Below are 20,273 nucleotides of genomic sequence, written 5' to 3' on the forward strand. Positions count from 1 at the left end.
TTGGCTTGGCGTTCGAGTCTTCCATGCAGAGCCGCCGACACCTGAAAAGCGGAAGGTCTGCGGTTCGACCCCGCCCCTGCCCACAAAGCTCTTCGCCGGGCTTTACAGACCCCGACCAGCGGAAATGCAGGTCGGGGTCTTTGTATCTCACCGCCTGTCCGAAGATCGTTATGTGGCAGTGGCAGGTCGCCAGGCAGCGGACGGTCATGCCCTGACCCTTGACTGATCGTGAACCCACGCGATCAGGCCGCCGGCCGACGTACCACGCGTGGGACACTGGCGGGGCAGCTACCGGGAGGTGAAACCAGCGTGAGCATCGCCGCACTCGACCAGCACCACGGGCCGTGGACCGAAGATGACTACTTCGCGCTCGGTGAGACGACAAATCGCTTCGAACTGATCGATGGGAGCTTGTTGATGAGCCCGGCGCCCACCCCGCGCCACCAGCACCTCTCCCGGCGTTTGGCCAACGCGCTGGAGCCCGGGGCGTCGGCGGTTGACCTATGGACGTTCGAGGCGGTGAACCTGCGACTTCAGACCGACCGGATCGTGATTCCGGATCTGGCGGTCACCGACACCGACGAGCCGACCACGTTCGAGGCGTCAGACGTGACCCTGGTCGGCGAGGTGGTCTCCCCCAAAAACGCCGCCGCCGACCGGCTGGTGAAGATGCATCTCTACGCCGCTGCCCGGATCGGTTGGTACCTCCTGGCCGAACGCGACGAGGAAGTCCAGGTCACACTCCGACTGCTGCGGCTCGACGGCGGCCACTACGTCGAACACGCGGTCGCCAAGCACGGCGAGGTCCTCTCGTCCGATGTGCCGTTCGCCATTGAGATCGACACCCGGGACCTGATGCGCCGCTGAGCGTGACGGCAGATTCACACGGGACCCCGGGCGGCAGGGCGCGGCAGACGAGCGCGGCGCCAGCCGAGTTGAGCCGAGACCTGGACCCGAACCTCCGCGCCGTCCTAACGGCGGGGTCTGCGCTACCTCGCCACGTCAGGCTGATCCGGCACCGCCCGGCGCGGGCGGGCCCCGAGTGCCAGCACGACGACGACCGCTGCGAGGGGCAGCCCAGCGGCGGCAAATGGGCTCAGGTCGAGATCGTAGACGTAGCCGTTGTACGCGGCCGGGCTCGGCTGCACGGTGCTGTGCGCCAGCCCGGAGACGGCTCGCCAGGCGAGGTAGTAGACGCCGATCGACGGTAGCGCGAGCAGCAGCCAGGCCACGCCCGCCAGGTTGCCGATCGCGGCCCGCTGCCAAGGCGGAATCCGGCGCAGCCGGTACCCGAGCCGGGCCACGAGCAGCCAGCCGCCGACCAGGCCGAGCGCCGCGCCGAGCAGTGTCAGCGGCAGGACCGGTGCGGGCTCGGCGGGCACGACGAGCAGCGTGAGCTCGTCGCCGCCGTCCCGCGACGCCACGACGGAGACGTCGATCAGGATCCCGGCACGCTCCGCGAACAGATCCGTCGTCCCAGCGGTGCGGGTCGTGTCGCCTCTCGCGTCCAGGTAGGTGACCTCAGTCGTCCCGGTTACCGCCGGGTGGACCCGCCAGCCCGCCGCCTCGAGCCGGGCCGCGCTCTGCTCGGCCGACCACGGGACGTTCGCCGCCACCAGTCCGGTCATGATCTGGTACCGCAGTCCGTATGCCTCCGGCTGCCGCGACACGTCGATCCGGGTGGGCCTGCCCGCTGGCAGCCCGGCGATCTCGACGACGGCCGCGTCGGCGGGCGGCGCCGGCCGCGTGACCCAGCCGACCGCCGACCCGGCGGCGGCGCCGAGCGCCCCGGCGGTGAGCGCGGTCAACACCGCGGCGAGCATCATGAGCCGCCCGACCGGCAGCCGGAACCGCTGCCGCAGCCCGCCCAGCAGCAGGTCCCGGACCTCCCCGGCGGTCGGCCGCTCCTTCCCGGGCCCGGCGGCATCCATGAGCGTGGTGACAATCTCGGTCCCGTACTCGCGGCGGTAGGCGCCCGGATAGGCCAGCATCAGCCGCCCGTACCGGCGGCGCAGCGCGTGGCTCATGCGGTCGCCGCGCTGGGGTAGCCCCGCCGCCGTAGCCGCGTGACCGCGGCGGAGGCGTGCCGCCGCAGGCGCTCCGCCTCGGCGGCGAGTGCGGCGGCGCCGTCGTCCGTCAGCCGGTAGTACCGGCGCAGCCGCCCGTCCACGGCCTCCTCCCGGTCGACGGCAATGAGCCCCTGCTCGGCGAGCCGGTCGAGCGCCCCGTAGAGCGTCCCCGCCCCGAGCGCTACCTCTCCGTGGGACAGCTCGCCGACCTCCTGCATGAGCCCGTAGCCGTGTAACGCCCCGGGCGCGAGGGCGGTCAGGATGAGGAACGTGGGTTCCCGCATGGCAGCCATGTCGTTGACCTTACGGTTACCGATGCATATCGGCAACCGTAAGGTCTTGCCGGTGGAGGGCTGGACCGTGGGGTCGCGGCGCTTCCGTTCGGGTTCGGGTTCGGGTTCGGGTTCGGGTTCGGGTTCGGGTTCGGGTTCGTCAAGATCGTTATGTTGCGGTAGGCGCTCATCCAGCTTCCGGACCGGTCTGCCGCTTCTCGCCAGGGACCGTCGTCACGGTTCGCGACGGGGACGTCACGGAGGCCGGGAAGTGTCGGACCCTCGTCGTAGCGTGCCGGGCATGAGCGACTTCGACTGGGATTTCGACCACCGTCCGGCCCGGGGCACCGACGTGCGGCGCCGCCTGATGCTCGACCACCGCAGCTATGACGTGACCGCCTTCGACGACGGCTCCGGCGTGGTCGGGGTGCGGCTCGTCGGGTGGGACTCCGGGTATGTGTTCACCGAGCTCGTCGCCGAGCTGCCGACCGGCGACGCGGCCGACGTCGGGCAGCTGCTCGCCTCGGCGCTCGCCGGCTTCCGCGGCGGCGGTTCACCACCGGGCCCGACGCCCGCGGGCGGCTGGCTGTCGTATGACGCACGGGGTCCCCGACCCGCGACGGCGCCCCGGTCGGGTCAGCCGTGGGAGCCGGCCGACCTCGACCTGCTGGTGCGGCGCTTCCGCGAGGGCGCCACCATCAAGACCCTGACCGTTGAGCTGGGACGGACGGACGGCGCGATTCGCCAGCGCCTGCAACTGCTCGGTGAGACCCGTCCTGGTCCGGCGGCTGACGCTGCGGGGTCTGGGCGGCCATCGGCGGCGGGGACTGACGACGGGGCGGTGGAGGGCGACGGCCGGGCTGCGGAGCCGCTAGGTGGTGATCCTGGGCCGCCGGCGGGGTCCTCGGGCACGGCGGCTGGAGATGCGCCGGGGGACCTGCCGGGGCGGGCCGGCTGAGGGGCGCATTGACCGGTTCGCCGCACCCTCCCGCGGTGAACCAGCCGAACGCCGCCGCGACCGACCGCCCGCGGGTCGCGCGCTGGCCGGTTCGCGGCACGGGCAGGGCCTGAGGCTTGCCGGGGAATGCCGCCGGTTGAGCGTCGACCGCCGGTGGCCCGGCGGGTCGCGGACGCGGCTGGACCGATAGCGGTGGAAGGAAGGTGGCGCCTGAGGAACGGAGGGTGAGACCTGGGAAGCGGTGAGGCAGCCGGTTGTAGGCACGCAGCGTCCCTTCGGCGGCCCGGCGGAACGCGCACGGCGCCGGCTGGTCGCATGCCGCGCACCGGTCGCTGGTGGCCGACTCGACGTGGATACCGACGGCGCGATTGGCGGCCGCGATCCGGTCGGCGGCGACCTGGGAGTAGTGCACGGAGCTCATGCGGCGCGGCTCCCCCGCTGCGGCCGGCCCGCGGCGCCCGGACGACCACGGCACGCCTTCGGGTGTGGTTGTGTGGCTCGGCAGACGAGACAGCGGATCTGAGCGAGGTCGCTCACGTCTGGTCGGCGCTCCGGGCGCACGGCTGGCCGCTTCTTGGCATGGCGCAGGCATCCGGAGCGTGCCGCTGCCCCTGCCGCGGGCACCGGAATCGCCGTAGACGCCGCAACCGCCGGGGGCACCATCACCGCTGCGATCACCGGCGTCGGCGTCGGCGTTGGCACCTGCGTCGGCGTTGGCGTTGGCGTTGGCGTTGGCGTCGGCGTCGGCGTCGGCGTCGGCACTGGGACCGGCGTTGGCGTCGGCACTGGGACCGGCGTTGGCGTCGGCACTGGGACCGGCGTTGGCGTCGGCACTGGGACCGGCGTTGGCGTCGGCACTTTCGTCGGCGCGGACGCCGCCACGGATGCCCCCGCGTGCCTTCTACCCGCGGATTCCGCCGGCCGAGCGGCTGCCGTCTGCGCCGGCGTCGCCGCAGGCGCCGACCCCGCAGGCGCCAATCCCGCAGGCGTCGACCTTGCGGGCGCCAATCTCGCGCGCGTCGACCCCGCGGGCGCCAAGGCTATGAACGCCAAGCCCACGGGCGCCGAGGCCGCCGACGCCGGCACCGCCGTGGGCATCCGCACTGCCATAGGCACGGGCACCGCCGTAGGCACCAACACCGCTGTTGGCGCGGGCACCGCCGTAGGCACCAACACCGCTGTTGGCGCGGGCACCGCCGTAGGCACCGGCAGCACTGTTGGCGCGGGCACCGCCGTAGGCACCGGCAGCATTGCGGGCCTCGGCAGCACTGCGGGCGCCGGCGTGGGCATCGGCGGCGTCTTCGCCAGCGCGGGAAGTACCACGGGTGCCACCACTGCCGGCATCGCCATGAGCGCTGCCACCGTGACGGGTGCCGATGCCGCCGCGGGAGCGGCAGCCGGCCTAGCCGGGAGCAGCATCACCGGTGCGCCCCGGCTCGTCAGGTCAGCGCCGGTGCGGTACCCGAGTGCGGCAGCAGCGTCCGTGGGACAGGGTCGTTGGCAGGTGTGCGGCATCGGCGGCAGGCCCCCTCGTGGCGAACGAGAAAAAGGGGGCGGGCGCCCGGGGTCGCCAAGGCCAGTTGGCTAGGCGAGCGCCCGCCCGTTCACCCGACCGCGCGGACCCCTCAGTCGACACACGGTCAGGGGTTCGGGCGCTGCGACGCTCGGTAACGACGTATGCACAACCATGCCGCATCGACTGCGATTCTGCAAGTGCAGAGATTGCGCTACGCGGCGCCTCGGCGGCGGAGGGTAGCCACGGCGGAGCCGGCGAGGGTCATCAGGCAGTCGGGGAGCTTGCCGTCGACCAGGGCGACGGTGAACAGTGCGGTGCCGCTGGGGATGTCCTCGTTGACGTAGGCGCTGACGAAACGGGCGACCCAGCGCTTGTCGTAGTTGGCGTCGTCGATGTCGGGGAACTCGAGGCGCCACGGGCCGCGGGCGAGGTTCTCGCCGACCATCTCGCCGGCGAGGCGCCAGGCCACGTCGTAGGCGGCGCTCATCCCGCGGCGGTCGACGACCGCGTCGAAGGTGTGGACCACGCCCGCTCCGTCGCCCGCAAGGGCGGACTCCAGGACCATGGCGGCGTCCTGGTAGGTCTCGTCTCCCGGCTCATCCACGCCGACACCGTATGTGGCCCAGTCAAGCCGTGCGCACCGGACCGGCGGTTACGACCCGGCCGAGGTGCGGCGCAGTGCGCAGGTCAGGCGGGCTGTGCACACGCGGTCGCCCGATTCGTCGGTGATGGCGATCTCGTACGAGGCGATCATCCCACCGAGCCGGAGGGGGGTGGCGACGCCGGTGACGAGGCCGTCGCGGGCCGCCTTGTGGTGGGTGGCGTTGACCTCGATGCCGACCGCGATGCCGTTGAAGAGGCGGGCGGCGTGCAGGGCCGCGCCGATCGAGCCGAGCGTCTCGGCGAGGACGACCGAGGCGCCGCCGTGCAGCAGGCCGTACGGCTGGGTGTTGCCGGCGACGGGCATGGTGGCGACGACCCGCTCGGGGGAGGCCTCCAGCAACGTGATGCCCATACGCTCAGCCAGGGAACCCTGCATCGACATGCCGTCGGGCAGGGTGTCACGCTCGGTGACGCCAGTGTCCTCCATGCCGCCCCACGTTACCGGGTGGTACGCGGGCGGCGGCCACCTCCCCACTTAAGTCCGCGACCAGACCGCGCTATGGTGCGCACGGCACCTTTGGGGAGGAGAAACACTCATGCGCGCACGGTCGGCCAAAGCCATCGTGGGAGCAATCACCGCGATTGGTCTGTTGCTCACCGCGTCCGGCTGCGGTTCCACCGCGCAGAGTGACGGCGACACTGAGACAAAGAGTGACATTCACTTCTATGGCTCTGATGGCAACATGGCCAACTCGTTCGGTGAGGCGCTCAAGGACTCACCGGCGGTGCTCGCCGGCATGAAGGGCACGACCCCGCTGACGCCGCTCAGCGAGGACTTCAAGCGCCGCGTCCGGTCCATCGACGCCAGCCTCACGGACTTCAACTACGCGGGCGAGGCCTATGACGCCGTCGTGGTGGCCGCGCTGGCCGCGGAGGCCGGCAAGTCGGTCGAGTCCGCGTCGATCGCCAAGCAGCTGATCGGCGTGACGACCGGTGAGAACGTGTGCGACACGATCGCCGCGTGCCTGACCGCCGCCAAGTCGGGCAAGGACTTCAAGTACCGCGGGATCTCGCTGCGCCGCAGTGGTTTCACCGACGCCGGTGAGCCGTCCTCCGCGATGTACGGCGTGCTCAACTTCGGCCGCAACAACACCATCGACGAGGCGAAGACCGAGTTCGTCGGCGCCGGTGACGAGAAGACCGAGAACAAGACGGCCCCGCCGCCGGCCGCGGGCGGCAACAAGGGCGGCGGGAAGGGTCCGGCGCTGAAGTTCGGCCTGCTGCTGCCGAAGACCGGCGCGCTGGCGTTCCAGGGGCCGCCGATGTTCGCCGCCGCCAAGCTGGCGGTCAAGGAGATCAACGAGGCGGGCGGGGTGCTCGGCCAGCAGGTGCTGGTCGAGGAGGGTGACGACGGCACCAACCCGGACACCGCGAAGGCGACCGTCGAGCGGCTGATCTCCGCGAACGTCCAGGTCATCATCGGCGCCGGGGCGTCGGGCGTGAGCAAGGCCGTCATCCCGCGGGTCGCGCAGGCCGGCAAGGTGATGATCTCGCCGTCGGCGACGTCCGACGAGCTGACGAAGTTCGACGACAAGGGGCTGTTCTTCCGGACGTCGCCGCCGGACTTCCTGCAGGCCAAGGCGATCGCCGACATCATCATGCGGGACGGGCACACCAAGGTCGCGATCATCGCCCGGGACGACTCGTACGGCAGCGGCCTGTCCGAGGGGGTCCGCAGCGACCTCACCGCCGCCGGCATCAAGCCGCCGAACATGCTGGTCCTCAAGTACGAGGCGAAGGACACCTACGACCCGAAGGCCGACGCGACGAAGCTGTTCACGCCGATCGCGGGTCAGATCAAGAGTTTCGGGGCGACCGCGATCCTGCTGGTGGGCTTCGACGAGTCGGCGCTGGTGATTAAAGCTCTGGTCGCCGCGGGCATAAAGGCACCAACGGCATAACGAACCGCGACCGCGAAGGTCCAGCCGGGGGCGCCAAGGCCCGCGTTGGATCAGGTTTCCCCCGACCGACCGTGAGAGGACCCGCAGCATGAGCGAGAACGAGATCGTCGAGACGCGTGGCGACCAGCGCATCGAACTCCTCGTCGGCGACACGAACAACGACGGTAAGCCCGACCTGTGGGCGATCGACACGGACGGCGACGGCAAGGCCGACGTGTTCCAGTTCGACACCAACGGCGACGGCAAGGTCGACATCACGATGAGTGACATCGATGAGGACGGCACGCCGGAGCAGGTCGTGGACGGCGACGGCGGGCTGCCCCCGGCGACGGTCTGACCGATACGGACCACCGAAGCAGCGCGGCCCGGGGGCGACCCTCAGCCGCGCTGCTTCGCTACGTAGTCCCGCCACTGCTGCTCGAGCTGGCTCACGCCGATGCCCAGCACGTCGCGGGCCGCGGACTCGACCTCCGCGACGTTCTGGAACGCCTCGTAGAACGCGATGAGCTTGGCCTGCCCGTACGTCTCGGCGATCATTCGGTTCGCCAGCCAGCTGGCGATGTAGTTGCGCGGCTCGGCGTAGAACTCCGCGTCGGTCGGCAGGGTCGACACCACGAGGTCGCCGAGCACCTGGCGGATGCCCGCCGCGGACACCTTCTCCTTCTTGTACGCGACGTACTCCGCGAACCCCTCCACCACCCACCGTGGCGTCCTGGCGGTCGTCACGGGGCCCATCGCGGCGTGCGCGAACTCGTGCGTGAGGTCGTGTGCCAGCTCCTCGGTCTGCGCCGTCAGCTGCGTCGGGTTGAACACGACCCGGGTCGAGCTGTACGCCGGCGACGTCGCCCAGTCGCCGACCTGGTTGTAGTACGGCACCGCGATCGCCGCGACCTGCGCCACGCGCTCCTGCGACTCGGCGAAGTACGTGTCGAAGATCCGCTTGTCCTGTACGGCCGTGACGAGCACCTTGCCGTCCCAGCCGGCCGGGCGTACGTCGATGACCTGCCTGATGCTGGTGTCGGCGAGCTGCAGCAGGCTGCGGCCGCGCTCGGCGTCGTCGGCGGAGACCACGGCGATGACGCGATCGTTGCGCAGCACCGCCACGGGCCCGGCCGAGTCCCACGGCTGCCCGTTCGCGCCGAGCGGCATGTCCTTGCCGGCCGCGTCGCCGACGATGCGCCACTTGCCGTTGACCAGCGCCACGACGGGCATCCAGGGCGTCGCGACGGTCTTGCTGTCCACGCCCTCGACCCGGTGCCGGATGGTGACCGCTTCGACGTGCACCGCCGCGTGGTACCGGTCGAACAGCTGCGTCGGCAGGAACTTCGCCAGCTGCCGCGCGGGCAGCCGGGTCCGGTCGAAGCTGATGTCGGAGAACGGCAGCTTGACCAGGTTGTCGAAGAGCTGCTTCTGCCGCTTCACGAACGCCGCGTCGGTCTGCTCGACGTCCGACATCCAGACGTTGAGATCCTTGTTCTTGACCGCCTGGGTGCGCCGCCCCAGCAGCTCCTCGATCGCCTTGCCGCCGACGCCGGAGCGCATGTCGACCCAGGTGGAGGAGACCAGGTCGGTCTCGCCGCCGCCCCCGCCGCGCAGCGCCCAGGCGGCCGCCGCCGCGCCGCCGAGGGCGAGGACCATGCTGACCACCAGCAGGGCGGTGAGGACGGGCCACAGGAAGCTGCGCCGCGGTTGTGGGGGCAGTTGCGGCGGCCACCCGTAGGCATAGCCGGGAAATGTCTGCTGCGGCGGCTGCTGATGTACGTGCACCGCCCCGAACTGCCCCGGATACCCCTGCGGCGGCACGTACTGCTGCGGCGGCGCGTACTGCTGCGGCGCGTATTGCTGCGGCGGGGTGTACTGCTGCGACGGCGCGTACTGCTGCGGCAGCCCCTGCGGTGCAGGTCCCGGGAACGGCATGCGCTGCTGCGGGACGAACTGTGCCGGCGCGCCGGGCGGCACCGCCCGTGGGGGCGCCTGCACGGGTGTGACGCCGGGTGCCTGCGGCGGAGCGACCTGCGGCGCCGGGGACTGCGCCGCGGCGGCGGTCGGCTCAGGCGAAGCCCCGGGCACGGTCTCAGCCGCGGGAGGGCCGGGCTGCGCGGGAATGACCGGCGCCGGGACGGTGGGCGCCGGGGCAACGGCAGCCGTGGCGTCCGGCGGCGTGGTGACGCCGGCAGGTGCGGCGTCGGTCGAAGAGGCGGCGGTGGGCGCCGCGGCGGCCGGTTCGGGGATGGTCACATTGCCTGCCGACGTCGAGGAGCGGAACCACATCCTCCGACAGGCCGGCGCCCCTTGTCGACCCCGCCCCGGCTACCCCAGCGTCGTCAGCTCCGCGGTCAGCACGTTGGACAGCAGCGCGCCGTCCAGGCGGACCTGGCGCAGGTACCAGCGCTGCAGCGGGGTCCGGTTCTGGCTGAACTGCCAGCCGCCGCGCGGGCTGTCGATCTGGCCGAGCTTGCCGATGGCGGCGTTGAGCGAGAACGAGTCCAGCTGGGGGCGGCTCGCGTCGCCGATCGCCTTGTCGAGCACGGCGGCCGCGTCGTAGGAGGCCATCGCGTACGTCGACGGGATCGTGCCGAACGACTTCTGGTAGTCGGCGATGAACCGGCGGTTGGCCGCGTTGTCCAGGTCGGGCGAGTAGTTCATCGCGGTGTAGATGCCCTTGGCGTCCTCGCCCTGCTGCTTGAGCACGTAGCCCTCGGTGAGGCTGCCGGGCGCGAACAGCTTGAAGCTCGCCGGGAACTTCGCCGCCTTGTACTGCTTGACGAAGTCGACCGCGGACGTGCCGGCGTAGAAGGCGAACATGGCGGTCGCGCCGGAGTTCTTCACCTGGTTGAGGACCTGGCCGTAGTCCTTCGACTGGAACGGCGTGAAGCGGATGCCGCCGCCGCTGACGCTGCCGTTGGCGTTGACGAAGGCGTCAAGGAAGGCCTTGGCCTCGTCGTCCTCGCCCGGGTAGTCGGCGGCGACGATCGCGACGGAGCCGCCGGCGTTGTCCGCGGCCCACTTGGCCAGGGCCTGGCCGGGCTCGCTGGCGACGAACGAGGTGCGCCAGATGTACTTGACGCCCTGCAGCGCGGTCGGCGAGGCGTTGGACCCGACGAGCGGCACGGCGGCGCTCTCGATCGTGTCCTTCATCGCCATCATCGCCGCGGCGGACGCGACGCCGGTGAGCGCCAGGACGCGGTCTTCCTTGATCAGTTTCTCGGCGGCGGCCTTGCCGGTCTCGGCGGTCTCGCCCTCGTCGACCTTGACCAGCTGGACCTCGCGGTTGCCGAGCTTGTTCTCGTGCGTCTTGAGGTACAGCTGGAAGCCGTTGTCCATCTCGTTGCCGAGATCCTTGCGGCTGCCGGTCAACGGCACGATCATGCCGATCTTGACCGGCGGCCCGGACGGCAGCGCGGTGCTGGAGTCACTGTCGGAGCCGCTGCTGCATGCGGAGAGTAGCGGTGCGGCCGCGCCTGCCACGCCCGCGGCCGCGAAGAGTCGGAGCGCCTGGCGGCGGTTCAGGTGGGACACGTGCTTTTCCTCCCCAGCACCCTGCGGCGGCGAGAGGACCTCGACACCCACGCTGCGTTCTACCGCCATCGCGGCGCACAGTCAATCGGCGGTCTCGGCCTCGCCCCTGGTCACCGTGCCGAACGCGGCGAGCACGGCGGGCCAGGCGGACGACATCGGGTCAATCACACCGAAGTGTTCCACACCCGCCAGCTCGACCAGCGTGGTGTCGTCGCCGGCCCGGCGGGCCGCCCGGCAGTAGTCCCTGGACAGCTCGACGGGCACGATCGGGTCGTCGCTGCCGTGCACGATGACGGTGCGGACCTTCGACGGGAGGTTGCGCATCGGATCCGCCGCCGCGTACGCCTCGGGGACCCGGTCGGGCGGGCCGCCGAGCAGGTCCGCGACGGCGCCGTCGTCGAGGTCGAGCTCGTGCGCGCGGGTCAGGTCGGCGACCGGGGCCAGGGCGACGACCCCGCCGACCGCGTCGGGTGCGACCGCCGCGTACCACAGTGCGAGGTGCCCGCCGGCCGAGTGCCCGGCGAGGATCGGCCGGTCGACCGCGACGGGACGCAGCCCGTGGTGCGCGATCTCCTTGGCGAGCAGGACGGGCACGGCGACCGCGGCGGACGCCACGTCGGAGAACGTGCCCGGCCAGCCGCCGCCGGGCTGCCCGGTGCGGCGGAACTCGACGGTCGCCACGGCGTACCCCCGGGCGGCGAGGTCGGCGGCGAGCGGGCCGGTGTGGGCGCGGTCCCACTCGCTGCGCCAGAACCCGCCGTGGATGAACAGCACGAGCGGCGCACCCGCCACCGCCGGCAGCCGGACGTCGGCCAACTGATCAGGGTGTTCGCCGTACCGCAGGGTGAAGTCGGCGGGTCGGGCGGGCCGGCTCAGCACCTCGCGGGGATCACTCGTCACGGGGCGACGTTAGCGCGTCACGAAGCGTGGCAACAGGGGCCCTTGGTGGTCGTACGAACGACGGGTAGGCAAGACTAGAGACCATGGCAGATGAGGCGCAGGACGAGTCGCGCACCGTGCTGGTGGTCGGGCCCGACGGACGTCCGCTGGGCACCATGTCCACCGATGAGGAGGGTGGTGCGGAGGACCCGAGCAAGCTGATCGAGCAACCCGCCAAGGTCATGCGGATCGGCAGCATGATCAAGCAGCTGCTCGAGGAGGTTCGCGCCGCCCCGCTCGACGAGGCCGGCCGCAGCCGGTTGAAGGAGATCCACCGCCGCTCGATCGTGGAGCTGGAGGACGGGCTCGCCACTGAGCTGCGCGAGGAGCTGGAGCGGCTGTCGTTGCCGTTCGAGGACGGCTCGACGCCGAGCGAGGCGGAGCTGCGCATCGCCCAGGCACAGCTGGTCGGGTGGCTGGAGGGCCTGTTCCACGGCATCCAGGCGGCCCTCGTCGCCCAGCAGATGGCGGCCCGGGTCCAGCTCGAGCAGATGCGCGGCCGGCCCGCGCTGACCGGCGGGCCGGGCGGGATGCCGGGCCACCCGGCCCAGCCGACGCCGACGGGCACCGGTCAGTACCTGTAGCAGTGGTCGACCCGGGAGCCGCGCACCTTCCCGGCTCCTGGGTCGACCCGCCGTCGTGGCGGGTGATGACGCCGGGTCGCTGCCGTCGATGACCGGTGGCCGCCCGGCGTCGCCGTGGGGTCGGCCTGCGATGGCGGCCCGCCGGGGTCCCGCGCGGCGCCCCGGCGTCGGGGGTTCACGTCTGGCGCCGCTGTCGGTGGTCCTGCGACGGTTCCGGGTTCGCGCCGGAGTCCCGCGGGCGGGCCCGCAGGGCAGTGCGGCCTGCACCTCCACGGCCAGGTCGCGGACCGCCCCGATGAGGGTCGGGGTCGGCGCCATGGTTTCGAGGGTCGGCCCACAGCGGCTCGCGCCCGCCTCGGGCCGCGCCGCGCTGACTCCGTCCCACCCGCGCTGTCCCGCCCGCGCCGCGCTGACTCCGTCTCCGCCTGCGCTGTCCCACCCGCGCCGCGCTGACTCCGTCCCACCCGCGCTGTCCCGCCCGCGCCGCGCTGACTCCGTCTCCGCCTGCGCCGCCCTGCCCGCGCCGCCCCGCTCGCGCCGCCCCGCCCGCCCTGCGTCGCCCGCGCCGCGCTGACTCCGCCCCCGCCCGCGCCGTCCCGCCCCGCCTGCGCCGTCCCGCCCCGCCTGCGCCGCGCCGCCCGCGCCGCCCGCAACGCGCTGACTCCGTCCCTGCCCGCGCCGCCCGCCCCGCCCGCGTCGCGCTGACTCCGCCCCGCCCGCGCCGCGCCGATGGTTCGCGGGTGGGCGGCACCGGCGTCCGGGCCGCGCACGGACGTGGGTGTGAGGTCGGGGGGCGGCGCGGTTCAGTAGCGGTAGAGCTGCTCCAGGTAGACGGCCACGCCGTCGCCGTCGTTCGTTTCGGCGGTGATGTCGTGGGCGGCGGCGAGGACGGCGGGGTGGCCGTTGGCCATGGCGATGCCGCGGCCGGCCCAGGCGAGCATGGGCAGGTCGTTGGGCATGTCGCCGAAGGCGATCACCTCGTGGGCGGTGACGGCCTGCTCGCGGGCCACCCTGGCCAGCGCGGACGCCTTCGTGACGCCGGCGGCGGAGACCTCGACCATGCCGCTGGAGGAGGAGTGGGTCGCCTCGGCGAGGCCTTCGAGGCACTCGCCGACCAGGGCGGTGAACTCGTCGGACTGCTGGACACCGGCGCGGACGAGGAGCTTCGCGGCGGGCCGGGTCAGCAGCTCGGCGTAGGAGACGGGGCCGACGGAATGGTGGTTGACCTCCCACGGCCCGACGGGGAACTCGGCCTCGTGGCGCATCTGGCGGCCGCCGTCGCGCTCGACGGCGAAGACGACGCCGGGGATTTTGGCCCGCAGCCGCTCGCAGACCTCGGCGAGGGTGCCGGGCTCGATGGGGGTGCTGTGCACGATGCTGTCGGTGCCGGGGTCATAGGTCGCCGCCCCGTTCGCGCAGATGGCGATCGGGGCGACGGGCAGCTGGTCGTACACGGGATGCAGCCAACGGATCGGACGGCCGGTGACGAGCACGATCAGCACGCCCGCGGCGTCGAGGCGGCGCAGCACCTCGGCGGTGCGGCGGCTGACCGTGCGGTCCTGGCCGACGAGGGTGCCGTCGAGGTCCGTTGCCACCAGTCGCGGGGTCTGCGTCACAACGTCAACATAGCTTCGAGATAGGTCGCGACCCCGTCCTCGTCGTTGGTGAGCGTCGTCTCGTCGGCGACGGCCTTCAACGCCGGGTGGGCGTTGCCGACGGCGACCCGGCCGAACCCGGCCCACCGGAACATCGGCACGTCGTTGGGCATGTCGCCGAAGACGAGCACGTCACCGGGGTCGATGCCGAGGGCGGTCGCGACGAACCGCAGGCCGGTGGCCTTGTCGACGCCGGGCGGGCAGATCTCGATGTAGCCGAGGCCGGCCTGGGTGATCGTGGCGAGGTCCGGCGGGACGACCCGTTCGGCGACGGCGAGGACGTCGTCGACGTCGCAGGTGGGGTGCCTGGCGAAGCCCTTGAGGACGGGGCCGGTGAGGCACTCGGCGCGGACCCGGGCCTCGACGACGTCGGGGTAGCGCCAGTGCGGGTCGGCGTCGCCCCACAGCGGCGCCTCGTGGTGGTCACCGGCCTCGACCAGCACGGACAGGGTGCCCAGCTCCTGCTCGAGACGAGCGAGGACCTCGGCGAGGGCGGCGCCGTCGAGGCGCTCGTCGCGCAGGACGACCGGGTGCTCGGGGTCGCGGACGTCCACGACCCGGCTGCCCCCGCCCATGACGAGGAAGTCCGCGGCGGGGATGTCGGACCGGATGAGCCCGGTCAGCCTGGGGCCGCGGCCGGTGGCGCCCACGATGTGGATGCCGGCGGCCTTGACCCGCTCCAGGACGGCACGGGTGTAGTCGCTCACGGTGTCGTCGCTGTGTACGAGCGTGCCGTCGAGGTCGGTCGCGACGAGCTTGGGCAAACTCCGCATTCGGTGCTCCTTCCGCGTCAGCGGGGCAGCAACCGTACCTCTGGTATCCGCCAGGGTCACACCATGCGAGTGAATCTCAACCGAACGTACGACGTCCTGATGACGGCGGCGTTTCCCGCTCAGTGCAGCGGGGTGACGGTGAGCTCGAGCGGCTCCGAGCCGTCATGCGGGTCGTCCCGGCGTGCACGCCGTCCGGGGCGGCCGAGCCCGCGCACGGCGATGACGACACCGACGGCCAGCAGTGCGGTCGCGGCGGCGGCGAGGGGGTAGCCGGTGCCGACGTGCACCGCGTCCTGTGGCAGCCGGTACGACGCGAGCGGGCTGTACCCGAGCCGGTCGATGATCTGCTTGAACCCGACCAGGACGAGGGCGTTGCCGGCGAGCATGGCCAGCGCACCGGCGGCGGCGCCCCGCCGGACAGCGCCGCGGGTCGTAAGGAGGATCCCGATGCCGACCAGCGCGAGCGTCAGGGTGCCCAGGTAGACGACGAAGGGGCCGCTGTTCAGGCTGGCCAGGTCGACGTCGATGCTCTCCGGCACGGTGCTCGCGGACACGTCCGGGTCGGCCACCGCGGCCTCGCGCAGGTTGACGGAGCTCCACGGCAGGTACTGGGCGGCGGCCGCCAGGCAGAAGCCGACGGCGAGCACGGCCACGGCGACCGGGCCGGCGCCGCGCTCCGCCGCGTCCGGCGTGGTGCCGGCGGGCGGCGGAGCGTCGGCGGGCCAGGCGGTCAGGGCGGTCTGGGAGGTGTCGGTGGTCGATGCTCCGGTGACGACCGGCTCAGTCATACCGGGCAGGGTAGCTCAGGAAACGACGCTCAGGTTGAACCGCAGATCGCCCTTGACGCCCCACAGCGCCAGCCACAGCGGCAGGTACTGCTCCATCGCGAACGCCTTGTCGATCCCGCCGAGGTCCAGCACGTCGCGCTCGGGCCAGCCGAACTTCGCCAGCACCCCCTTGACCAGTGCTTTGGCGTCGGTGTCGTCGCCGGCGACGAACATGGTGTGCGGCTGGGACAGCAGGTCCGGCCGGACCATGATCTCGCAGTTGACGGTGTTGAGCGTCTTGACGACCTTCAGCTCGGGGAACGCGGCCTGCAGGCCGGCGGCGACGGGCTTGACCGCCGCGGACGTCAGGTCGTTGGAGATGTCGGCGAGGACCTTGCCGGCCAGGTCACCCGCGGCGCGCAGCACGTCGAGCGACGCGCCGCCGGGGGTGGCGTTGAACAGCAGCGGACCGTGCGCGGCCGCGTCGGCGAACGTGCCGGCCCGCCCGCCGGTCCGCTCCGCCCAGGCGACGGCCTTGGGGTTGGCCGCGTCGCGGGAACCCATGACGACGTCGTACCCGACCTCCACCAGGCGGGTGGCGATCGCCTCCCCGACCATGCCCGTGCCGAGGACGCCCACATTGAGATCAGTCATGTCCAGCGGCAACACCGGCCGGCGCGGAAACATGCCGCCCGGCGCGGCCGATCGCGAGCAGCCCGCACGCGAACCCGAGCAGCGGCATGGCCGCCAGGGCCAGCCAGCTACCCGCTGACGTGCCCACATCCGCGATCCGGCCGGGTCCGGTGAGCTGCCCGTCGAAGGTAGTGATGAGGCCCACTACGAGCGACGCGGTCACCAGCGACAGGATCGGCCCGGCGAGGCCCGCGAGCTTGCGGCCCTGGTTGGTGCCGAGCGCCGCCGCGCCGAGGATCGCGACCAGAGTGAGCAGCAGGATCACGTACCAGAGTCCCTTTTCGAGATTGAGGACGGTGATGCTGTCGAGGCGCTGCTGGGCCCGGCGCCCGGACCCGGTCACCACCAGCTGCTGCACCCACGGCACGAAGATGGAGGCAATGCCGGTGAGCAGGCCGGACACGCCGAGCCAGCCGCCGATCTGCACCAGTTTGCGCTGCATCAACTTGATCCCTCCCAAGACTGCCGAGCTCGTCGGTGGGAACACACGCAATGGGCTAGCGTCTGGTTCATGCCTACTCGCACTTCATCCGCCCGCTGGGAGGGCGACCTCAAGTCCGGCGCCGGCACCGTCTCGACCGGCTCGGGCACCTTCCAGGGCTCGTATTCCTTCCCCTCCCGCTTCGAGAGCGGCCAGGGGACCAACCCGGAGGAGCTGATCGCGGCGGCGCACGCGGCCTGCTACTCGATGGCGCTGTCCAACGGCCTGGCCAAGGCCGGGTTCACGCCCACGTCGGTGGAGACGTCCGCCGCGGTGCAGTTCGGCCCGGTGGACGGCGGCTTCGCCATCACCCGCATCGACCTGACCACCCGCGGTGACGTCCCGGGCATCGACGCGAGCGAGTTCGAGAAGCACGCCGCCGACGCCAAGGCCGGCTGCCCGATCTCCAAGGCCCTCGCGGCCGTCGAGATCACCCTGGACGCCAAGCTCGTCTGAGCCGTCTTCGCACTTGAGAGGGTCCCCCGTCGTGGGGGACCCTCTTTGGCATGCCGGTGACGATGAGCAAGGAACGCTTCGAGGAGCTCGTGGGCGAGGCCCTGGACGAGGTCCCGGAGGAGTTGCTCGACCTCATGGACAATGTGGTCATCCTGGTGGTGGACGACCCACCGCCGGACGAACCGGATCTTCTGGGCCTGTACGAGGGGTTCTCGCTGACGGAGCGCGGCTGGGACTACTCCGGCGTGCTGCCCGACCGGATCTCGATTTACCGCAACCCGATCCTCGCGATCTGTGACGATGAGGATGACGTCGTCGAGGAGGTCGCGATCACCGTCGTGCACGAGATCGCCCACCACTTCGGCATCGACGACCGGCGCCTGCACGCGCTGGGCTGGGGCTGAGACTTGCCACCGGCACCTACCGTCGCGGGTGCGGGTCATGAACGTCATCGAAGGGACGCCCTATGCGCAGTGCGCTGTTCGCCGCCGAAAACATGGAGAAGGAGTCGCAGCAGCCCGGACTGCGGCTGCAGAACTCCAAGATGCTCAAGGCCGAGCTCAACGGCGAGATCATGGCCCGGACCGGCACGATGGTCGCCTACCAGGGGCAGGTGCAGTTCCAGGCGCTCGGCTCGGGCGGCGTCGGCAAGTGGCTCAAGTCGAAGCTGACCGGCGAGGGCGTGCCGCTGATGAAGGTCTCCGGCCGCGGCGACGTCTTCTTCGCCGACCGCTCCTCCGACGTGCACCTCATCGACCTCGAGCCCGGTGACGCGATCTCGATCAACGGCGCGAACGTGCTCGCGTTCGACGCGTCGCTGCAGTACGACATCAAGATGGTCCAGGGCGTCGGCATGATGTCGTCGGCGGGCCTGTTCAACTGCGTGTTCACCGGCCAGGGCCGGCTCGCGATCACGACGAAGGGCACCCCGGTGGTGCTGACCGTCGACGCGCCCACCTACGTCGATCCGCAGGCGGCGATCTGCTGGTCGGCGAGCCTGCAGACCGGCTACCACCGCGCCGACCAGCTCGGCATCGGCACGCTGCTCGGCCGCAGCACCGGTGAGGCTTTCACGATGAGCTTCGCCGGGCAGGGTTTCGTCGTGGTCCAGCCGTCGGAGGAGCCGCCGCAGGGGCTCGCCGGCGGTCAGGGGCAGCAGCAGGGCGGCGGCGTGCTGGGCAACCTGCTCGGCAGCTGAGGCCGGCCCTTTTGTAACGGGTCTCTCAGGATTGGCAACGGGTCTTCCGCGCGCCCGCGGAGGACCCGTTACGCTGCGCAGCGTGCGCGGTGACATCTTCAAGGCCGAAAACATGGCCCAGCCCCCAACTCAGGCAGGCATGAGCCTGCAGCACTCCAAGTGCGTCAAGTACGCCGTGAACGGCGAGGTCCTGGCCCGCCAGGGCGCCATGGTCGCGTTCCGCGGCAACCTCCAGTTCGAGGTGAAAAGCCAGGGCGTCGGCAACTTCCTCAAGCGTGCGGTCACCGGTGAGGGCCTGTCCCTCATGGCCGTGCGCGGACAGGGCGAGGTGTGGTTCGCCGACGCCGCGTCCGACTGCCACATCCTCGACATCGAGCCGAACGACGCCCTGTCGATCAACGGCAAGAACGTCCTCTGCTTCGACCCCTCGCTGCGGTACGACATCCAGATGGTGAAGGGCGCCGGCATGTTCGGCGGCGGCCTGTTCAACAGCGTGTTCACCGGTCAGGGCAAGCTCGCCATCGTGACCGAGGGCGCGCCGATCATCATCCCGGTGAGCCCGCAGGCACCGGTCCTGGTCGACACCGACGCGGTCGTCGGGTGGTCGAGCAGCCTGCAGACCAGCATCCAGAAGAACCAGAGCCTCAAGTCGATGCTGCGCGGCGGCTCGGGCGAGCTCTTCCAGCTGGTGCTGCAGGGGCAGGGTTTCGTCATCGTCCAGCCCAGCGAGGGCAAGCCGGCGGCGGCCCAGTCCAGCAGCGGCGGCCTCCTCGGCAGCCTCGGCGGCTGATCATCATTCCCCAGGTCGAAGGATGGGCCCTGGGACCACCCCCGCCCATCCTTCGACCTTCGACCCGCCGGCTCAGGTGCCGGTGCGCAGCTGGGCGAGCCACCTTGCGGCGTCGGTGAAGTCGTCGTCGGACAGGCCGGGGGCGCGGCGCGGCGGCGGGTCACCGTTCGACGCCCGCGGGTATGAGCCGAGGAACCGCACGTCGGCGCAGATGCGGCGCAGCCCCTGCAACGCCTCGCCCATCTGGGCCTCGGCGACGTGGCCGCCGCAGTCGAGGAAGAACACGTAGCGGCCGAGGCGCTCGCCGGTCGGCCGGGACTCGATCCTGGTCAGGTTGACCCCGCGGACCGACAGCTCCGTCAGTACCGCCAGCAGCGCGCCGACCCGGTCGTGGGCGATGTACACCGCGAGCGTGGTGAGGTCGTCGCCGGTCGGCGGCGGGGGCGGCCCGGGGCGCGACACGAGCGCGAAGCGGGTCACCGCGTCGGGGTTGTCGGCGATGTCCTTGGCCAGCACGTGCAGCTTGTAGCGGGTGGCGCCGATGGCGGCGCAGACCGCGGCGTCGAACTCGCCGGTGCCGGCGCCGATCGCGGCGGTCGCGTTGGACAGCACGTCGACGACGGTCGCCTGCGGCACGTGCTCACGCAGCCACCTGCGGCACTGGGCGGACGCCTGCGGGTGCGCGGCGACGGACCGGATCGAGTCCAGCGACCGGTCGTCGGCGGCGGCGAGCACGAACTGCACCGGCAGCACCACCTCGCGGGTGATGATCAGCGGCTCGCCGTTGGCCAGCTCGTCGAGGGTGACGCCGACCTGGCCACCGATCGAGTTCTCCAGCGGGACGAGCGCGGCGTCGGCCTCACCGGCGCGCAACGCGTCCAGGGCCTCCGGGACGCTGCGGGCCGGGGTCAGCACCCCGCGGTCGGCGGCCGGGACAGTCCTGAGCGCCTGCTCGGAGAACGTGCCTTCCGGCCCCAGGTACACGAACCGCGTCGGCGGTACACCAGGCATGTTTCCAAGCCTAGACGCTGCCGCGGGC

Annotated in this window: 22 protein-coding genes; 9 read left to right on the forward strand and 13 right to left on the reverse strand. The window is 71.8% G+C overall.

The features are described 5' to 3' along the window. The first annotated feature begins 309 nt into the window (after positions 1-309). Positions 310-867 carry a Uma2 family endonuclease gene (locus tag OP18_RS20495; protein ID WP_081970934.1) on the forward strand — a complete coding sequence of 186 codons (558 nt, stop codon included), beginning with the start codon at positions 310-312 and terminating at the stop codon, positions 865-867. A gap of 122 nt (positions 868-989) precedes the next feature. On the opposite strand, the gene OP18_RS20500 is transcribed toward OP18_RS20495, so the two are convergent. Both OP18_RS20500 and OP18_RS20505 read right to left on the reverse strand, forming a co-directional pair. Further along, entirely contained in the window at positions 990-2,027 is a 1,038-nt protein-coding gene (locus OP18_RS20500) for a hypothetical protein (RefSeq protein ID WP_033360575.1), read from the reverse strand. Next, the gene (locus OP18_RS20505) at positions 2,024-2,353 is read right to left on the reverse strand and encodes a PadR family transcriptional regulator (protein WP_211273613.1); all 330 of its coding nucleotides are present in this window, start codon (positions 2,351-2,353) and stop codon (positions 2,024-2,026) included. Before OP18_RS20505 ends, OP18_RS20500 begins: the two co-directional genes overlap by 4 nt. 289 nt (positions 2,354-2,642) lie before the next feature. On the opposite strand from OP18_RS20505, the gene OP18_RS52780 reads away from it, so the two are divergent. After that, the gene (locus OP18_RS52780; RefSeq protein WP_052387033.1) at positions 2,643-3,299 is read left to right on the forward strand and encodes a hypothetical protein; all 657 of its coding nucleotides are present in this window, start codon (positions 2,643-2,645) and stop codon (positions 3,297-3,299) included. 1,727 nt (positions 3,300-5,026) lie between these two features. On the opposite strand, the gene OP18_RS20515 is transcribed toward OP18_RS52780, so the two are convergent. Together OP18_RS20515 and OP18_RS20520 are read right to left on the reverse strand one after the other, a co-directional pair. After that, positions 5,027-5,419, reverse strand: a complete 393-nt coding sequence (locus tag OP18_RS20515) for a hypothetical protein (RefSeq protein ID WP_033360577.1) — start codon at positions 5,417-5,419, stop codon at positions 5,027-5,029. A gap of 48 nt (positions 5,420-5,467) precedes the next feature. Beyond that, positions 5,468-5,905: a PaaI family thioesterase gene (locus OP18_RS20520; RefSeq protein ID WP_245635467.1), complete on the reverse strand. Its 438-nt coding sequence runs from the start codon at positions 5,903-5,905 to the stop codon at positions 5,468-5,470. A gap of 109 nt (positions 5,906-6,014) precedes the next feature. Here OP18_RS20520 and OP18_RS20525 point away from each other — a divergent pair, with 109 nt between their 5' ends. Further along, complete coding sequence (locus OP18_RS20525; protein ID WP_033360578.1) at positions 6,015-7,379, forward strand: ABC transporter substrate-binding protein; 1,365 nt, start codon at positions 6,015-6,017, stop codon at positions 7,377-7,379. An 88-nt stretch (positions 7,380-7,467) separates the two neighbouring features. After that, positions 7,468-7,716, forward strand: coding sequence for a hypothetical protein (locus tag OP18_RS20530; RefSeq protein ID WP_033360579.1), 249 nt, complete (start codon positions 7,468-7,470; stop codon positions 7,714-7,716). Between the two features lie 41 nt (positions 7,717-7,757). Here OP18_RS20530 and OP18_RS20535 read toward each other — a convergent pair whose 3' ends face one another. From OP18_RS20535 to OP18_RS20545, 3 genes are all read right to left on the reverse strand, one after another. After that, positions 7,758-9,359: a peptidase MA family metallohydrolase gene (locus OP18_RS20535; RefSeq protein ID WP_156089656.1), complete on the reverse strand. Its 1,602-nt coding sequence runs from the start codon at positions 9,357-9,359 to the stop codon at positions 7,758-7,760. A gap of 330 nt (positions 9,360-9,689) precedes the next feature. Beyond that, entirely contained in the window at positions 9,690-10,898 is a 1,209-nt protein-coding gene (locus tag OP18_RS20540; RefSeq protein ID WP_033360581.1) for an ABC transporter substrate-binding protein, read from the reverse strand. 81 nt (positions 10,899-10,979) lie between these two features. Continuing rightward, the gene (locus tag OP18_RS20545) at positions 10,980-11,798 is read right to left on the reverse strand and encodes an alpha/beta hydrolase family protein (RefSeq protein ID WP_033360582.1); all 819 of its coding nucleotides are present in this window, start codon (positions 11,796-11,798) and stop codon (positions 10,980-10,982) included. An 83-nt stretch (positions 11,799-11,881) separates the two neighbouring features. Here OP18_RS20545 and OP18_RS20550 point away from each other — a divergent pair, with 83 nt between their 5' ends. Further along, on the forward strand, positions 11,882-12,421 hold the full coding sequence (locus OP18_RS20550) for a bacterial proteasome activator family protein (RefSeq protein WP_033360583.1): 540 nt from the start codon (positions 11,882-11,884) through the stop codon (positions 12,419-12,421). An 803-nt stretch (positions 12,422-13,224) separates the two neighbouring features. Here the strand turns inward: OP18_RS20550 and OP18_RS20555 are convergent. From OP18_RS20555 to OP18_RS20575, 5 genes are all read right to left on the reverse strand, one after another. Next, the gene (locus OP18_RS20555) at positions 13,225-14,037 is read right to left on the reverse strand and encodes an HAD family hydrolase (RefSeq protein ID WP_033360584.1); all 813 of its coding nucleotides are present in this window, start codon (positions 14,035-14,037) and stop codon (positions 13,225-13,227) included. After that, positions 14,034-14,849, reverse strand: a complete 816-nt coding sequence (locus OP18_RS20560) for an HAD family hydrolase (protein WP_033360585.1) — start codon at positions 14,847-14,849, stop codon at positions 14,034-14,036. Before OP18_RS20560 ends, OP18_RS20555 begins: the two co-directional genes overlap by 4 nt. Before the next feature lie 119 nt (positions 14,850-14,968). Then, positions 14,969-15,637, reverse strand: a complete 669-nt coding sequence (locus OP18_RS20565) for a hypothetical protein (protein WP_033360586.1) — start codon at positions 15,635-15,637, stop codon at positions 14,969-14,971. Positions 15,638-15,652: 15 nt separating this feature from the next. Next, positions 15,653-16,270: an NADPH-dependent F420 reductase gene (locus tag OP18_RS20570; protein ID WP_033360587.1), complete on the reverse strand. Its 618-nt coding sequence runs from the start codon at positions 16,268-16,270 to the stop codon at positions 15,653-15,655. Beyond that, positions 16,263-16,751 carry a hypothetical protein gene (locus OP18_RS20575; protein WP_033360588.1) on the reverse strand — a complete coding sequence of 163 codons (489 nt, stop codon included), beginning with the start codon at positions 16,749-16,751 and terminating at the stop codon, positions 16,263-16,265. Before OP18_RS20575 ends, OP18_RS20570 begins: the two co-directional genes overlap by 8 nt. Before the next feature lie 69 nt (positions 16,752-16,820). On the opposite strand from OP18_RS20575, the gene OP18_RS20580 reads away from it, so the two are divergent. From OP18_RS20580 to OP18_RS20595, 4 genes are all read left to right on the forward strand, one after another. After that, complete coding sequence (locus OP18_RS20580; protein ID WP_033360589.1) at positions 16,821-17,246, forward strand: OsmC family protein; 426 nt, start codon at positions 16,821-16,823, stop codon at positions 17,244-17,246. Between the two features lie 56 nt (positions 17,247-17,302). Then, positions 17,303-17,650, forward strand: coding sequence for a metallopeptidase family protein (locus OP18_RS20585; RefSeq protein ID WP_211273615.1), 348 nt, complete (start codon positions 17,303-17,305; stop codon positions 17,648-17,650). Between the two features lie 62 nt (positions 17,651-17,712). Beyond that, complete coding sequence (locus OP18_RS20590) at positions 17,713-18,444, forward strand: AIM24 family protein (RefSeq protein WP_033360591.1); 732 nt, start codon at positions 17,713-17,715, stop codon at positions 18,442-18,444. Positions 18,445-18,526: 82 nt separating this feature from the next. Then, entirely contained in the window at positions 18,527-19,234 is a 708-nt protein-coding gene (locus tag OP18_RS20595; RefSeq protein WP_081970936.1) for an AIM24 family protein, read from the forward strand. A 72-nt stretch (positions 19,235-19,306) separates the two neighbouring features. Here the strand turns inward: OP18_RS20595 and pheA are convergent, their stop codons facing one another. Further along, on the reverse strand, positions 19,307-20,245 hold the full coding sequence (gene pheA / locus OP18_RS20600) for a prephenate dehydratase (RefSeq protein ID WP_033360592.1): 939 nt from the start codon (positions 20,243-20,245) through the stop codon (positions 19,307-19,309). Positions 20,246-20,273: the final 28 nt, after the last annotated feature.

Source organism: Dactylosporangium aurantiacum, from assembly GCF_000716715.1.
Taxonomy (GTDB): domain Bacteria; phylum Actinomycetota; class Actinomycetes; order Mycobacteriales; family Micromonosporaceae; genus Dactylosporangium; species Dactylosporangium aurantiacum.

Excerpts from the sequence above, each read along its gene's own strand:
- OP18_RS20500 (WP_033360575.1), bottom strand. The coding sequence starts at position 2,027 with ATGAGCCACGCGCTGCGCCGCCGGTACGGGCGGCTGATGCTGGCCTAT.
- OP18_RS20530 (WP_033360579.1), top strand. The coding sequence starts at position 7,468 with ATGAGCGAGAACGAGATCGTCGAGACGCGTGGCGACCAGCGCATCGAA.
- OP18_RS20570 (WP_033360587.1), bottom strand. The coding sequence starts at position 16,270 with ATGACTGATCTCAATGTGGGCGTCCTCGGCACGGGCATGGTCGGGGAG.
- OP18_RS20550 (WP_033360583.1), top strand. The coding sequence starts at position 11,882 with ATGGCAGATGAGGCGCAGGACGAGTCGCGCACCGTGCTGGTGGTCGGG.
- OP18_RS20505 (WP_211273613.1), bottom strand. The coding sequence starts at position 2,353 with ATGCGGGAACCCACGTTCCTCATCCTGACCGCCCTCGCGCCCGGGGCG.
- OP18_RS20560 (WP_033360585.1), bottom strand. The coding sequence starts at position 14,849 with ATGCGGAGTTTGCCCAAGCTCGTCGCGACCGACCTCGACGGCACGCTC.
- pheA (WP_033360592.1), bottom strand. The coding sequence starts at position 20,245 with ATGCCTGGTGTACCGCCGACGCGGTTCGTGTACCTGGGGCCGGAAGGC.
- OP18_RS20580 (WP_033360589.1), top strand. The coding sequence starts at position 16,821 with ATGCCTACTCGCACTTCATCCGCCCGCTGGGAGGGCGACCTCAAGTCC.
- OP18_RS20575 (WP_033360588.1), bottom strand. The coding sequence starts at position 16,751 with ATGCAGCGCAAACTGGTGCAGATCGGCGGCTGGCTCGGCGTGTCCGGC.
- OP18_RS20590 (WP_033360591.1), top strand. The coding sequence starts at position 17,713 with ATGCGCAGTGCGCTGTTCGCCGCCGAAAACATGGAGAAGGAGTCGCAG.
- OP18_RS20565 (WP_033360586.1), bottom strand. The coding sequence starts at position 15,637 with ATGACTGAGCCGGTCGTCACCGGAGCATCGACCACCGACACCTCCCAG.
- OP18_RS20525 (WP_033360578.1), top strand. The coding sequence starts at position 6,015 with ATGCGCGCACGGTCGGCCAAAGCCATCGTGGGAGCAATCACCGCGATT.
- OP18_RS52780 (WP_052387033.1), top strand. The coding sequence starts at position 2,643 with ATGAGCGACTTCGACTGGGATTTCGACCACCGTCCGGCCCGGGGCACC.
- OP18_RS20520 (WP_245635467.1), bottom strand. The coding sequence starts at position 5,905 with ATGGAGGACACTGGCGTCACCGAGCGTGACACCCTGCCCGACGGCATG.